General features: G+C 51.5%; 7 protein-coding genes. 4 read left to right on the plus strand and 3 right to left on the minus strand.

The features are described 5' to 3' along the window. The first annotated feature begins 131 nt into the window (after nucleotides 1-131). The 4 genes from glgB (at nucleotide 132) to J2T37_RS10805 (ending at nucleotide 10,570) form a co-directional block, all read left to right on the plus strand. A complete protein-coding gene (glgB, locus tag J2T37_RS10790; RefSeq protein WP_253355815.1) occupies nucleotides 132-4,505 on the plus strand; it encodes a 1,4-alpha-glucan branching protein GlgB in 4,374 nt (1,457 codons plus the stop codon). Between the two features lie 130 nt (nucleotides 4,506-4,635). Next, nucleotides 4,636-6,633: a glycogen debranching protein GlgX gene (gene glgX / locus J2T37_RS10795; protein WP_253355816.1), complete on the plus strand. Its 1,998-nt coding sequence runs from the start codon at nucleotides 4,636-4,638 to the stop codon at nucleotides 6,631-6,633. 327 nt (nucleotides 6,634-6,960) lie between these two features. Beyond that, on the plus strand, nucleotides 6,961-9,438 hold the full coding sequence (locus J2T37_RS10800) for a glycogen/starch/alpha-glucan phosphorylase (RefSeq protein ID WP_253355817.1): 2,478 nt from the start codon (nucleotides 6,961-6,963) through the stop codon (nucleotides 9,436-9,438). A 283-nt stretch (nucleotides 9,439-9,721) separates the two neighbouring features. Next, on the plus strand, nucleotides 9,722-10,570 hold the full coding sequence (locus J2T37_RS10805; RefSeq protein WP_253355819.1) for an IS630 family transposase: 849 nt from the start codon (nucleotides 9,722-9,724) through the stop codon (nucleotides 10,568-10,570). Nucleotides 10,571-10,631: 61 nt separating this feature from the next. Here the strand turns inward: J2T37_RS10805 and clpP are convergent, their stop codons facing one another. The 3 genes from clpP to J2T37_RS10820 form a co-directional block, all read right to left on the minus strand. Next, nucleotides 10,632-11,252, minus strand: coding sequence for an ATP-dependent Clp endopeptidase proteolytic subunit ClpP (clpP, locus tag J2T37_RS10810; RefSeq protein ID WP_253355821.1), 621 nt, complete (start codon nucleotides 11,250-11,252; stop codon nucleotides 10,632-10,634). Between the two features lie 141 nt (nucleotides 11,253-11,393). Next, nucleotides 11,394-12,704, minus strand: a complete 1,311-nt coding sequence (tig, locus tag J2T37_RS10815; RefSeq protein WP_253355823.1) for a trigger factor — start codon at nucleotides 12,702-12,704, stop codon at nucleotides 11,394-11,396. Nucleotides 12,705-12,984: 280 nt separating this feature from the next. After that, complete coding sequence (locus J2T37_RS10820) at nucleotides 12,985-15,234, minus strand: DNA translocase FtsK (RefSeq protein ID WP_437179476.1); 2,250 nt, start codon at nucleotides 15,232-15,234, stop codon at nucleotides 12,985-12,987. Nucleotides 15,235-15,741 lie beyond the last annotated feature (507 nt).

The following is a 15,741-nucleotide window of genomic DNA, read 5'->3' on the forward strand; positions in this document are numbered from 1 at the left end:
GCGTTTTAACAACAGTGAAATAAAATCTCAAATTTCTATTTTGAAACAGTTAGTAAAAGGTAATTTGCTCTAATTATCTAGTACAGCCCCTAAATATTAAACCGTTAAGTCATTTTGAGCAGGCAGTATCCATGGACGGACAATCATTAGAACAACAAGCTTCACAAGCAGGTATCGCGCTGGGTTTTTACGACATCGACGGCATTTATCATGCTGCTGCGCCGAAGGTGTTGACCGCAATTTTAAACAGTTTGCATGAGGGCGGCGGCGAAGGCGGCTTTGTCGGTGTAGCCGTCGGGCATGAATATCAGGCCGAATCGGTATGTGTGCCGTCTGAATTTTACGGTGTGCATGAAGCCGATTTGGAAAACGAAGCGGGCGAGCATGTTGTTGTTTGCATTAACGACGGCGACCATTATTCTGCTTGGGCAGCGCTGCCGGAATTGGCGGCAGGTTATTATGTTTTATCGGCTGAAGTCGGCGGAGAAACACGCAAGGCGCGTCTGATTGTCGCGACGGATAAGGTGTACCAACCGGGTGCATTGTCGGGCGGTATGCGCATGAACGGTATGGCGGTGCAGCTGTACAGCCTGCGTTCTGAGCGCAACTGGGGCATAGGCGATTTTACCGATTTGGCAGAATTGATGGCATATGCGGGTGTGCACAAACTGGATTTTATCGGCATTAATCCGCTGCATGCGCTGTTTACCGCCCGTCCGTCTATGGCGAGTCCGTACAGCCCTTCTTCGCGTGACTGGCTCAATCCGGTTTATCTGGATGTGGGCAAGCTGGCGGTATTTTCTTACAGCGAAAAAGCCAAAAAATGGCTGGAAAATCCGAAAATCCAACAGCGCATTGCCGCTTTGCGCATACCGGAAACGGTGGCTTATACGGCAGTATGGGCGCTCAAACGCGATGCTTTACAGCAGGCATTCAATGCGTTTGAAAACGAGGAATGCAATGAGGCGCAGCAGGAGCGTGCTGCGTTTGAAGCCTTTGTTGCCGCCAAAGGTGCGGCGTTGGAAGGTTATGGCCTGTTTGAAGCCTTAGACCAATATTACAGCCTGCCCGATCAGTTCGGTTGGAGCGCATGGCCGTCTGAATTGACTTCGCCCGACAGCGAAGCGGTACGGAATTTTGCCAAAGGCCATCCGCGCGAAATCCGGTTTTATATGTGGCTGCAATGGTTGTGCGCAGTTCAGTTGCGCGAAGTGAACGAAGCGGCTGCGGCGCACGGCGTGAAGCTGGGCATTTACGGCGATTTGGCCGTGGGCGTGGCGACCGGCAGCGCGGATACGTGGCTGAATCCGGGTGATTATTGTATGGATATGTCCATCGGCGCGCCGCCCGACCCGCTGGGGCCGGCCGGTCAGAATTGGAACCTGCCGCCGCTTAATCCGCTGGCTTTAAAACGCACCGGTTACGAAAAATTCATCAATATGGTGCGTGCCAATATGCGCTTGTACGGCGTGTTGCGCATTGATCATGTGATGGCCTTGTGCCGCCTGTGGTGGGTTGCGGGCGGCGAAGGGGTGGATTTCGGCGCGTATGTGCATTACAACGCCGAGGCGATGTTTGCGATTTTGGCCTTAGAGAGCCAGCGCAACCGCTGCGTGGTCATCGGCGAGGATTTGGGCATCGTGCCGGATGAAGCGCGTCGCCTGCTGTATCAGTATCAGGTGTTTTCTTACAAGGTCGTATATTTCAGTAAAAACGGTCAAGGTTTCGAGCTGCCCGAGCATTATCCAGCGCAGTCGGTCACGGTCATCAGTACCCACGATGTCGCGCCGCTGGCCGGTTATTGGGTAGCCAACGATGTGCGCACCATGCACCGTTTGGGTACGATTGCCACTGATGAGGCTTTTCAGACGGCCTTGCGCCAGCGCGAGCAGGACAAAGCCGATTGGCTGGACAAGCTCAAACAAACCGGCTGCCTGCCGCAAGATACCGAAATACCGTCTGAAATGACGGAAGAGCTGTTGGGCGCGTTCCACCGCTATGGCGCGCTCAGCAACAGCAAACTGTATGCCGTCCAGCTGGAAAACCTGCTGGGCGTTGTCGATAATTTAAACGTGCCCGGCATTGCCGACGGCTATCCGAATTGGGCATGTAAAATGCCGCAAACGCTGGAAGATTTTCCCCACAACCGGTTGATGACCGGACAACTTGCCATGATTGATGAGGTTCGTATGCAAAAAAACAGCAATAAAGTAAAAGCCTACCATAAAATTGATAAGGTAGAACGCGACACAATAGAAGGTCTGTTCCAAGCCACGCATAACGATTTGTTTGCCTATCTCGGCCGCCACCGGCTGGTGGAAGGCGACGAGGTCGTGCGCGTACTGGTGCCGGGTGCATACGCCGTGGACATCATCAACCGCGCCAGCGGCGAATTGATTGTGCCGTCTGAAAAAATTGACGAGCGCGGCTTTTTTGTCGCCGTGTTGCCCGACGGCGCACCGGCCTATGCCTTAAACATTACCTACGCCGAAGGCCAAGCGCCGGTACGCGAAGAAGACGTTTACCATTTCGGCACTGCGCTGCAAGACATGGATTCCTGGCTGCTAGCCGAAGGCAAACACCTGCGCCCGTATGAAACGCTGGGTGCGCATTTTGCCGAACTCGACGGCGTGAAAGGCGTGAGCTTTGCGGTATGGGCGCCCAATGCGCAGCGCGTTTCCGTGGTGGGCGAGTTCAACCAATGGGACGGCCGCCGCCACGTCATGCGCCAGCACAAAGACAACGGTATTTGGGACATCTTTATCCCGAATGTCAAACTCAACGCGCTGTATAAATTTGAAATCCGCGATGCCAACGGCAATGTGCGCGAAAAAACCGACCCGTATGCCTTTGGTGCGGAATTGCGCCCGAGTACCGCTTCCGTGGTGCGCGGTCTGCCGGATAAAGTAGCGGAACCGGCCTTCCGCGCCCAAGCCAATGCCATCGATGCGCCCATCAGCATTTACGAAGTGCATTTGGGTTCTTGGAAACGCAATCCGGAAAACAATTACTGGCTGACCTACGAGCAGCTGGCAACCGAGCTGGTGTCGTATGTGAAAGAAATGGGTTTTACCCATATCGAGCTGCTGCCGGTGTCCGAATACCCGTTTGACGGCTCTTGGGGCTACCAGCCGACAGGCCTGTATGCGCCGACCAGCCGTTTCGGTTCGCCGGAAGAATTGAGAGCGCTGATTAAAGCCGCCCACGATGCCGGTATCAGCGTGATTCTCGACTGGGTGGTCGGCCACTTCCCGACCGACGACCACGGCCTGAACCACTTTGACGGCACTGCGCTGTACGAACACGCCGACCCGCGCGAAGGCTTCCACCAAGACTGGAATACCCTGATTTACAACTTCGGCCGCAACGAAGTGAAAAACTTCCTGCAAGGCAATGCCCTGTATTGGATTGAACGCTTCGGCTTCGACGGTATCCGCGTGGACGCCGTGGCTTCCATGATTTACCGCGATTATTCGCGCAAGCAGGGCGAGTGGATTCCCAACCAATACGGCGGCAATGAGAATCTGGAAGCGATTGCTTTCCTGCGCGACACCAACACCATGTTGAAACAGGAAGCGCCGGGCGCGACCGAAGTGGCGGAAGAATCGACCGCGTTTGCCAATGTGACCCGCGCCGAAGGCTTGAATTTCAGCTTCAAATGGAACATGGGCTGGATGAACGACACCTTGCGCTATATGCAGGAAGATCCGATTAACCGCAAGTACCACCACAATAAAATGACTTTCGGCATGATGTACCAATACAGCGAAAACTATGTGTTGCCGCTGTCACATGACGAAGTGGTACACGGTAAAAAATCGCTGCTCGGCCGTATGCCGGGCGACTGCTGGCAGCAGTTTGCCAACCTGCGCGCCTACTACGGCTTTATGTTCGGCTATCCGGGCAAAAAACTGATTTTCATGGGTGGCGAGTTTGCGCAAGGCCGCGAGTGGAATTATCAAGAAGGCTTGGATTGGTTCCTGCTGGAGCAGGAAGGCGGCTGGCACAAAGGCATGCAGGACTATGTGCGCGATTTGAACCATGTATATCAGGCCAATGCGCCGCTGTATCAGCTCGACCAATGGCCGGAAGGCTTTGAATGGCTGGTTGCCGACGACGGCAACAATTCCATTTTCGTGTTCGAGCGCCGCGACCGCGAGGGCAACCGTGTGATTGTTATCAGCAACTTCACGCCGGTGGTGCATGAAAGCTACCGTTTCGGGGTAAACGAGGCTGGTACTTATACCGAAATCATGAACTCCGACAAAGAGCTGTATAAAGGCAGTGGCGTTACCGGTAGCGTCACCGTGGAAACCGAAGCCGTCGAATCGCACGGCCGTGAGCAATCGCTGGCGCTGCGCATTCCTCCTTTGGCTACTGTTTACCTGTATAAAAAAGCCGAACCGAAAACGGTGGAAACCGAGGATGTTGCGAACGCGGCAGCCGAAGCCAAACCGGCCATTAAAAGTGGCAGTATCAAGACTCAGATAAAACGGGCAAAATAGTGCGGCGTCCGGCGGTTTGACCGTCAGATAGGAAAGCAGTCAAACTGCTGTTTCGGAGGCCGTCTGAAACAGCGGTTTTTATTGGGAATTTTCAGACGGCCATTTTTGAATTGAAGCAGAAAGAAGCATTATGTTTGCCAAAACATGGCATATCCAAGCGGGACGCCCGTATCCGATGGGTGCGGCATTGAATGAAAACGGAGCGAATTTTGCCGTATTTTCTTTAAATGCGGAAAAAGTGGAACTGTGTTTGTTTGACGGAAGTAAGGAAATCAGGCTGCCTTTGCCTGGGCGCAGCGGATCGGTGTTTTACGGTTTTGTCGAAGGGATAAAAGCAGGGCAGCGTTACGGTTTCCGCGTTTACGGGCAAAACCGGCCGGACTCGGGTACGGCGTTTAATCCGCAGAAATTGTTGATTGACCCGTATTCTAAAAAAATTGCCGGTAAGCCGAAATATGCCAATGCCGAGGAAATGGCGTGGTTTCACCATTCAGACGGCCGCGATAATGCGGCGTTGGCGCCCAAAAGCGTGGTAACGGGCAAAAGCACGTTCGATTGGATGGATGACCGCTATCCGGATACGCCGTGGGGCAAAACCGTGATTTACGAGGCGCATGTCAAAGGATTGACCAAATATTTTCCTAACTTGAAAAATGCCGGTACGTATAAAGCGCTGGCAGATGCGCGGGTGATTGCTTATCTGTGGAACTTGGGCGTAACCGCTGTTGAACTGATGCCGGTACACCAACATTTAGACGAATATCTTCTGCAAAAAGCGGGGTTGTCCAACTATTGGGGTTACAACACCTATTCACATTTTGCCGTCGAGCCTTCCTATGCGGCGGTGGCGGAGCAGGCTGCCGATGAATTAAAACAGGCGGTGCGGGCGCTGCACAAAGCAGGTATCGAGGTCATTTTAGACGTGGTGTACAACCATACCGCCGAGCAGGATTGGACGGGGTCGTTGCTGTGCCAGCGCGGTATCGACAACAAGCAATGGTATTGGGTGCAGCAGGGCGGTTTGTATGAAAACTGGTCGGGTTGCGGCAATACGCTAAATTTGTCTGACCGTGATGTGGCGCGTTGGGCGGCCGACAGTTTGCGCTATTGGGTGGAAGAATTCCATATCGACGGTTTCCGCTTCGATTTGGGTACGATTTTGGGACGCGAACCGGCGTTTAATGCGCACGGACGTTTTTTCAACACGCTGTATCAAGATCCGGTATTGGCCGGACGCAAATTGATTGCCGAAGCGTGGGACATCGGTGCCGACGGCTATCATGTCGGCGGTTTTCCGCAGCCGTTTGCCGAATGGAACGGTCGTTTCCGCGATGACATCCGCGCATTTTGGGTGTGGGAAAGCGGCAATTTGAGCGCGTTTGCCGAGCGGTTTTCCGGTTCGTCGGATATTTTCAACCACAGCGGCCGCCAGCCTTCCGCCAGCGTCAACTTTATCACCGCGCATGACGGATTTACCTTATACGATTTGGTCAGCTATAACGAAAAACACAACGAAGCCAACGGCGAGCAAAACCGCGACGGCCATAATGAAAACATCAGCTATAACCACGGTGTAGAGGGCGATACCGATGATCAGCGAGTTTTGGAATCGCGCGAATATACGGCCAAAGCGTTGTTGGCAACCTTATTATTAGCCAACGGTACGCCCATGCTGCTGGGCGGGGATGAGTTTGGCAACAGTCAGCGCGGCAACAACAACAGCTATTGTCAGGACAACAGCCTGACGTGGTTGGATTGGCCGAAAAAAGGCAAAAAGCATGTGTTGCAACATTATGTGAAAGCACTCATCTGCCTGAGAAAGCAAATCGGCCTGTTAAACCGCGACCAATGGTGGGATGATCAATGCATGCAGTGGCTGAATACCGACGGGCAGGCAATGAGCGATCAATGCTGGCACAACCGGGGTATTAAGACCATGCAGGTCTTGATTGACGGGAAATGGTTGTTATTAATCAACGCCAAACGTAGTCGGCAGTTATTTAACCTGCCTCAAGGACAGTGGAAAATTTCTTGCGTACCATCAGAGAAATATAATTACGGGCAGAACGGGCAGTGTGAAGTGGAGCATATGGGCATTTGGGTTTTGCGTAATGCTGACGTGTCATAAATATCCGTATTTTATTAACATAAAATCAAAGACATCAGATGACAACGATGTCTGTTGTGAAGGTGCGACAACTTCAGAAGAATTGTGTGGCAAGGCGATTATTCTGCTTGCCAGCGTGCCGGAATAACCCTAGAGTTTGTAGTTTTATAAGACAGCCAAAACAGCCGATGATTCGGTTTTGTAGTAAAGGCCGTCTGAAAAGTTAAAAGCTGTCATTAATGGCTGCTTTTTGAAAGAACATAGACATTACGATGCCGTAGGCAGCAGTTTTTCAGACGGCATTCCCAGTTTTTTTTACTCTGTCATAATCTTAAGAAAGGTTATCAAATGGCTAAAAAGCAACCCGTATCAGGCTTCGATTATGTAATGCCGAAACCGGATGCCGAAACCATCCGTAAATCCATTGTTTACAAAATGATTTTCATTTTGGGCATTGATCCGAAGGATGCCAACGAACACCAATGGTTGAATGCTGCTATGCTGGCCGCACGTGACCTGATTGCGGAAGACTTCCTGAAAACCCGCCGCGCCCATATCGACAACAGCAAACGCATGGTTTACTACCTCTCCATGGAATTCCTGCTGGGTCGCGCATTTGTAAACGCCCTGATTAATGAAGGCGTGTACGATGCCTTTGAAGAAGCGTTCAAACAACTGGGCAAAGAGTTTGCCGATGTTTGCGAACAAGAACAAGATCCCGGTTTGGGTAACGGCGGCTTGGGTCGTTTGGCAGCCTGTTTCTTGGATTCTCTGGCAACGCTGCGTATTCCGGCAATGGGCTACGGTATCCGTTACCAATACGGTATGTTTAAACAGGAAATCGTGGACGGCCAGCAGGTTGAAAAACCCGACTTGTGGTTGGATCAAGACTTGGCTTGGCAATTTGCCCGTTCTGAAAAACAATATTCCGTTAAATTCGGCGGTACTGTGCTGAATTTCGGCGACAAAAAAGAATGGCAGCCGAGCGAAGAAGTTTCCGCATGGGCTTATGATGAAGTGATTCCGGGTTACGGCGGCGAAGTAGCCAACCCGTTGCGTTTGTGGACTGCCCACGCCGGTAATCTGTTTAATTTGGAAGACTTCAATAAAGGCGATTACAGCGGTGCCGTTCATGCGCAAAACAGCGATGAAAACATCAGCCGTGTTTTGTATCCGAACGACTCGACCGACAGCGGTAAAGAGCTGCGTCTGAAACAGGAATATTTCCTGGTGTCTGCATCCGTGCAAGATATTGTGGCACGCCACAAATGCCGCTTTAAAAATGTCCGTACCTTAGCTGACGAAGTGGCCATCCACTTGAACGACACCCACCCGGTATTGGCGATTCCTGAGCTGATGCGCATTCTGATTGACGAAGAAGGTATTGCATGGACCGAAGCGTGGAACATGTGCTGTAAGATTTTCTCTTACACCAACCACACTTTGATGAGCGAAGCGCTGGAAACTTGGCCGGTTGAGCTGATGGCTCGTTTGTTGCCGCGCCATTTGGACATTATTTTTGAAATCAATGCCTACTTCCTGAATGCTTTACGCGCCATCGGCAGCTTTGACGACGATTTCGTCAGCCGAGTGTCCATTATCGACGAAACCCACGGCCGCCGTGTACGCATGGGTTGGTTAGCCGTTATCGGTTCGCACAAAGTCAACGGCGTGGCAAAAATCCACTCCGATTTGATGGTCAACACCATTTTTGCCGACTTCGCCAAAGTCTTCCCGGAACGCTTTACCAACGTAACCAACGGCGTAACTCCGCGCCGCTGGCTGAACATCGCCAACCGTCCGCTGTCTGCCTTCTTGGATAAAAACTTGGGTGAGCAAGACTGGCGCCTGCATTTGGATCATCTGACTAAACTTAACAGCAAAGTGGATGACCCCAAAGTACAGGCCGAATTCGGCGAAGTGAAAAAAGCCGCCAAAGAAAAACTGGCCAAATACATCGAAACCGAGCTGGGTATCAAAGTCAATACCGATGCGCTGTTCGACGTACAAATCAAACGTATCCACGAATACAAACGCCAAGCCTTGAACGTGATGCACATCGTTGACCGTTACAACAAAATCTTGGAAAACCCGGATGCCGACTGGCAGCCGCGCGTATTCATCTTTGCTGGTAAAGCCGCTTCCGCTTACTACATGGCGAAGAAAATCATCCGCCTGATTAACGACGTTGCCAAAATCATCAACAACGACGAACGTATCCGCGACCTGATTAAAGTGGTGTTTATCCCGAACTACAGCGTAAGTTTGGCACAAATCATCATTCCGGCTGCCGATTTGCACGAGCAGATTTCATTGGCCGGTACGGAAGCGTCCGGTACCAGCAACATGAAATTTGCCCTGAACGGCGCCATCTGTATGGGGACGCTGGATGGCGCGAACGTGGAAATTTTGGAAAAAGTCGGCGCCGACAACTGCTATATCTTCGGTAACACCGTTGAGCAGGTTGAAGAAATCCGCCGCAACGGTTACGATCCGCTGGATTACATCGAGCGCGACAACGACTTGCGCCGCGTCGTCAATCAAATCAGCAACGGCACTTTCACACCGGAAGAGCCGAACCGCTACAACGACGTATTGCAACCGTATGGCGACTTCTACCAACTGATGGCCGATTTCCGCAGCTACATCGACACGCAATACAAAGCCGACGCGCATTACCGCGATACCGCCGCTTGGCGCCGTTCCGCTTTGGTGAATATTGCCAATATGGGCTTCTTCTCATCTGACCGCTCGATTGCCGATTACTGCCGCGATATTTGGTACATCAAACCGTTGACCAGCAAAGAATTGCCGAGCAATAAATAAAGGTTAATTTGCAGAATAGAGGCCGTCTGAAAACCTAATTGTTTTCAGACGGCCTTTTTTATTTTTAATCAAAATGTTAGCTTATTCTGATTTTCAGTTATAGTGAAATGAATGAGAAAGTAAACCGGCAGCATGGGGTAGTTGGGTTGCAAACCCAACATTTACCAAGGCGTTCGTTGGGGTTTCATCCCAACCTACATGGTTTGATTTTTTACTTATTTCATCATAAATATAGTAAATCCAAAATAAAATGCTACAATTTTTATTTTTAGGCTAAGCAGCTATGGCACATTCCACAGATTTGCGAGAAAAAGCATTGAATTATTATGCACAATGCGAGAATGTCAGCGAAGTAGCAAAAGTATTCGGCATAGCACGAACAACTCTTTACCACTGGCTGGATTTAAAACAACAAACAGGAGGCCTGAAGCACCAAGTCAAAGGCCAAAATGCCGCAAAACCGGACATCCAAAAAATGCTCCAATTTATAGAGCAGAATCCTGATGCTTATCTGTATGAAATCGCCAAACACTTGAATTGCTCAGCATCAGCTGTTTTCTACGCATGTAAACGCTTAGGTATCACGCGAAAAAAAAAGACAACCGTTTACAAAGAGCAAGACCCTGAAAAAGTAGCGCATTATTTAACCCGATTGGCTCAGTTTCCCGATTACCGGCAGGTTTATTTGGATGAAACAGGATTTGATACCTATTTGTTCCGTCCGTACGCCCGCAGTGCAAAAGGTCAGACAGTGAAAGCTCAAATAAGCGGCAAAAAGTATCAGCGCCTATCGCCGGTTGCAGCTCAAATCGGGCAGAAACCGATTGCACCAATGGTTTATCGGCAAACCATGACCGGCGCCTTTTTTGAGGCTTGGTTCGAACAGTGTTTGTTACCGGCATTGACACAGAAACCGGTCATTATTTTGGACAATGCCCGATTCCACCGAATGAGTATTTTGCAAGAAATGGCGGCTCGTTTCGGGCATCATCTCTTACCGCTTTCACCTTACTCACCCGAACTGAACCCGATTGAACGGACTTGGGCGAATATTAAAAAACATCTGCGTTCTGTACTATCTGGAAATGGAACATTAACAGAAAAGCTAGTGTCTCACTCTTATTTTAATTAACTATAAAAAAGCAGCGGAATTTTATTCCGCTGCTTTTTTAAACGACTGGGTAAACGCAGGCTTAAGCTTCCAATGCGCTGCGGTGTTCCAAAACCTGGTCGATCAAGCCGTATTCTTTCGCTTCGGCGGCAGACATATAATTGTCGCGGTCGGTATCGCGTTCCAAATCGGCCAAATCGCGGTCGCAATGTTGCGCCAGCAGGCGGTTGAGCTTGTCTTTAATGCGCAACAATTCTTTGGCGTGGATTTCAATATCAGAGGCTTGACCGGCCAAACCGCCGCTAATCAGCGGTTGGTGAATCATGACGCGGCTGTTGGGCAGAGCGAAGCGTTTGCCTTTGGTACCGGCGGAGAGTAGGAAAGCGCCCATGCTGGCGGCCGAACCCAAACACAAAGTAGAGACGTCGGGTTTGATAAAGTTCATGGTGTCATAAATCGACATACCCGCGCTCACCGAGCCGCCGGGAGAGTTGATATACAGGTAAATGTCTTTATCGGGGTTTTCACTTTCCAGAAACAGCATTTGCGCCACCACCAGATTGGCCGATTGGTCGTCCACGCCGCCGACCAAGAAAATAATACGCTCTTTCAAGAGGCGGGAATAAATGTCAAACGCGCGTTCGCCTCGGCCGCTTTGCTCGATGACGGTGGGCACGAGATAATTTTGAATGTCGGGAATCATGATATTTTCCTTAATAGAATGAATGGCAAAACACCGAAGCGCATTAGAATGTGTATTCTGAACGCCGCTCCGGTGCTTTGTCGGCCGTCTGAAAATATTGATAACACGTTTCAGACGGCCTGTATCGTATCAAACGACAGATTAGGCTTGGCTGCCCATGACTTCGTCAAAAGACAGTTTTTTCTCGGTCACTTTAGCTTTGCCCAAAACGAAGTCAACGACGTTGCTTTCGGTTGCCAGAGAAGTTGGGCCTTGCAGACGTTTTTCGTCGGCGTAGTACCAGTCGATGACTTCTTGCGGATCTTCGTAGCTGTCGGCAAAACCGCTGACCACGGCTTTAATTTGCTCGTCGGTCGGCTCCAGTTTGTTTTCTTCAACCAGTTTGGCCAAAATCAAGCCCAAAGCCACGCGGCGTTCGGCTTGCTCTTTGAACATGTCGGTCGGCAGATCCAAGTTGGCGGCATCAGCCATGCCTTGGTTAACGAAGTTTTGTTTCATTTCGTTGGCCAGGCGTTGCGCTTCTTCTTCAACCAAAGCGTTCGGCACTTGCAGCTCGCTGGCTTTCAGCAGCGCTTCCATCACGGATTCTTTGGTTTGGTCGGAAACACGGCGGCTGACTTCGCGGCCGACGTTTTTCTTCACTTCTTCTCGCATTTTGGCTACATCGCCGTCTTCAATGCCCAAAGCTTTGGCGAAATCGGCATCCACTTCCGGCAGGGTAGCTTCGGATACGTTGACCAAAGTGATGGTGAATACGGCGGTTTTACCGGCCACGTCTTGACCGTGGTAGTCTTCCGGGAAGTTGACTTCCACGTCTTTGCTCTCGCCTGCTTTCAGGCCGACCACGCCTGCTTCAAATTCAGGCAGCATTTGGCCTGCGCCCAATACGAAGGCGTAGTTTTTAGAAGAACCGCCGGCAAACGGTACGCCGTCGATTTTGCCTTCAAAGTCGATAATCACGCGGTCGCCGTTTTGCGCTTCGCGCTCAACGTGGTTGTAGCGGGTGCGTTGTTTGCGCAGGATTTCAACGGTTTGATCCACTTCGGCGTCGCCCACTTCGGCAGTCACTTTTTCGATTTCTTGAGCAGACAAATCACCGATGGTCACTTCCGGGAACACTTCAAAAATTGCGGCCACTTTCAAGACGTTTTCATCGTCTTGCTCTTCCACGGCATCAAAACGCGGATAACCGGCGATGCGCAGGTTTTCGGCCACAACGATGTCGTAGAACGCGCGCGGCAGCAGCTCGTTCAAGACTTCGTTTTGAACGCTTTGGCCGTACATGGAGGCAACCATTTTCAGCGGTGCTTTACCCGGACGGAAGCCGTCGATTTTCACGCGGCGTTGGGTTTGTTTCAGTCGTTTGTCGGTTTCAGCGTTGATGTCGCTCCACGGCAACGACACGATGATTTTGCGTTCCAGGTTTTCTAAAGTTTCTACAGTTACGCTCATTGTAAGCCCTTAGTGTTGTATGGTTAAAAGTGATTCAGACCCTTTGCGGGATATCGGCCAAATATGGCGGCGGACGGCTCAAATTCAAGCCGTGCAAAAGGGATAAAATTCAGCCGACTAGTATAGCACAATGTTACGCCAAAGAAATCAAAATGCCGTCTGAAAAATGCTTTTCAGACGGCATTGAGGTAAAACGGCGGCCGGATTGCAAGAAAGTTTTTGATAAATAAGAATAGGCCGTCTGAAAATCATCGAGACTTTCAGACGGCCTGAACCAACCTTACAAATGGTCTTTCTGCGCCATAATCCGGCGGTTGCCGCTGATGTCGGCAGGAGTGACGACACCGGCGTTTTCCAGCGCTTCCATCAGGTTAGCAGCGCGGTTGTAGCCGATGCGCAGCTGGCGTTGCAGCGCGGAAATCGAGGTTTTTTTGCTTTCCAATACAAAGGCCACTGCCTTGTCAAACAGCTCGTCGCTGTCGGCATTCGGGTTGACCGCGTTGGTGGTTTCCAAAGCCGCTTCGCCGCTGAGCAAACCTTCGACATAATTGGCGGGCGCCTGCTCTTTGATGTGCGACACGATGGCGTGCACTTCGTCGTCGGTGGTAAATGGGCTTTGCAAACGTACGGGGTCGGCGTTGCCCGGTTTCAAAAACAGCGCGTCGCCGTAGAGCAGCAGCTCGTCTGCGCCGCCTTGGTCGAGAATGGTGCGGCTGTCGATTTTGCTCTGCACGGTAAAGGCCATGCGCGTGGGGATATTGGCTTTAATCAGGCCGGTCAAGACATCCACGGTCGGGCGCTGAGTGGCGATAATCATATGGATACCGGCGGCACGGGCTTTTTGCGCGAGACGGGCAATTTGCTGCTCGACGGCTTTGCGCTCGGTCATCATCAAATCGGCCAACTCATCAATCACCACCACAATCTGCGGCAGCGCTTCCAGCGGCTCAGGGTCATCGGGGTTGAGGCTGAACGGGTTAGGCAGCGGTTTGCCGTTTTTCTTGGCTTCGGCGACTTTGGCGTTGAAACCGTCCAAATTGCGCACGCCGACATGACCGAGCAGGCGGTAGCGTTTTTCCATTTCTGCCACGCACCAATTGAGCGCCTGACCCGCTTCGCGCATGTCGGTCACCACAGGGCAGAGCAGGTGCGGAATGCCGTCGTACACCGCCAATTCAATCATTTTCGGGTCAATCATGATAAAGCGCACTTCATCGGGCGTGGCTTTATACAGCATAGACAAAATCATGGCGTTGACACCGACCGATTTGCCCGAGCCGGTGGTACCTGCCACCAATAAATGCGGCATTTTCGCCAAATCGCCGAAGACGGGCAATCCGGCAATGTCTTTGCCCAACGCCACGGTCAGCTTGGATTTTGCTTCGGCAAATTCGGCGGAGGACAATACTTCGCCCAGCGTCACACTTTGGCGGTGTTCGTTCGGCAATTCAATGCCCATGGTGTTTTTGCCGACGATGGTTTCCACCACGCGCACCGAAGGCAGCGACATCGAACGCGCCAAATCCTTCGACAAACCGACAATCTGGCTACCTTTCACGCCTTGCGCCGGTTCGATTTCAAAACGGGTAATCACTGGGCCGGTGATGGCGGACACCACTTCCACGCCGATACCGAATTCCGCCAGTTTGGACTCGATTTGCGCGGCGGTGCGCTCCAATTCGGCCGGGTTGACGGTAACCGGCTCGCCCTCGGGCAGGCTCAGCAGCGACAGGGAAGGTTTATGGTATTCGCCGGCTGCCTGCGGCTCGTCATGGTCAAACAGCGAAGTTTGGATTTTCGGCGGCGGTGCAACAGCCAAAGGCACGGCTTTGCGGTTGCTGCTGCTGCCCGCCAGCTGCGGCACGGGCGCGGCGGTAATCGCCTGCGCCTCTTTTACCATACGGCGGGTATTTTTCGCGTCGGGCAAGTCAGCAGCGGCAGCTTTTTCTTGGCGTACATCGTTGATTTTCTGTTTCAAACCGCTGACCGCGCTTTCCGTATTGCGGCCGGTTTTCGCCAACACTTCCAGCCATGACACCTGCGCCAGCAGCGATACCGCCAGCAGCACCACCACCAGCATAATCAGCAGGCTGCCGGAAGTGCCCAATAATTTGGCGAGAAACGCGCCCAAAAACGAGCCGACCACACCACCCGCGCCGACGGGCAGGCTGTTGTCCAATACCGAAGAGAGGGCAAAATATTCCAAAATCGGGCTGCACAAGAGCAGTAAAAACAAAGCCAGCGCAGCGACGCGGTGGTTGTAGGGCTTGTGGTTTTCGCGGTTTTGCAGCGGGCGGAAATTTTTATACAGAAACACGCAGGAAGCGGCAATCCACCACCAAAACGACAGGCCGAAGAGGTAATAGCCGATATCCGACAGATACGCGCCGAAAAGTCCGCCGAAATTAATCACTTGGCCGACATCGGGCACACTGCGCGACCAAGCGGGGTCGGCCATGTCGAAGCTCCACAGCGAAATGGCGATATACACCGTCACCACCAGCCCGAAAAGCCATAAGGTATCGTTAATCAGATTGGCGACATGCTCGGGGCGGGCTTTTTTCTCTTCGCTTTTTTGCAGCGCTTTGGCTGCTTTGAGCGCCTCTGAGACTTTATTCGGCTGGGCGGTTTTGGCAGCGGTTTTGCGCACCGCAGGTTTGGCGGCAGCGGCTTTGGCTTTCGGCTTGGCTGATGGGGTGGTTTTGCGGGTCATAAGAAAACAGATAGAGGCCGTCTGAAAACGGCGGGAAGATAATTATGCGTAACGGCAGATTATACAATAGAACGCGGTTTGTCGGCAGAATAAGGCTAGGCCGTCTGAACAGGTGTGGCAGAAATCTTGGATTTCATTTTCACGCCTGTTCAGACGGCCTTGCAGGTTAAATCACCCAATTACACCAAATTGCTGATGAAAATCAGCAGAATCACTAGCGGTACAATATATTTGGGGCTGTACTAGATAATTAGAGCAAATTACCTTTTACTAACTGTTTCAAAATAGAAATTTGAGATTTTATTTCACTGTTGTTAAAACGCC

It is taken from the genome of Neisseria perflava (assembly GCF_024170405.1).
GTDB lineage: Bacteria > Pseudomonadota > Gammaproteobacteria > Burkholderiales > Neisseriaceae > Neisseria > Neisseria perflava_B.

Bases quoted from the DNA above. Each gene is read 5' to 3' on its own strand.
- glgB (WP_253355815.1), top strand. From the start codon at position 132: ATGGACGGACAATCATTAGAACAACAAGCTTCACAAGCAGGTATCGCG.
- glgX (WP_253355816.1), top strand. From the start codon at position 4,636: ATGTTTGCCAAAACATGGCATATCCAAGCGGGACGCCCGTATCCGATG.
- J2T37_RS10800 (WP_253355817.1), top strand. From the start codon at position 6,961: ATGGCTAAAAAGCAACCCGTATCAGGCTTCGATTATGTAATGCCGAAA.
- J2T37_RS10805 (WP_253355819.1), top strand. From the start codon at position 9,722: ATGGCACATTCCACAGATTTGCGAGAAAAAGCATTGAATTATTATGCA.
- clpP (WP_253355821.1), bottom strand. From the start codon at position 11,252: ATGATTCCCGACATTCAAAATTATCTCGTGCCCACCGTCATCGAGCAA.
- tig (WP_253355823.1), bottom strand. From the start codon at position 12,704: ATGAGCGTAACTGTAGAAACTTTAGAAAACCTGGAACGCAAAATCATC.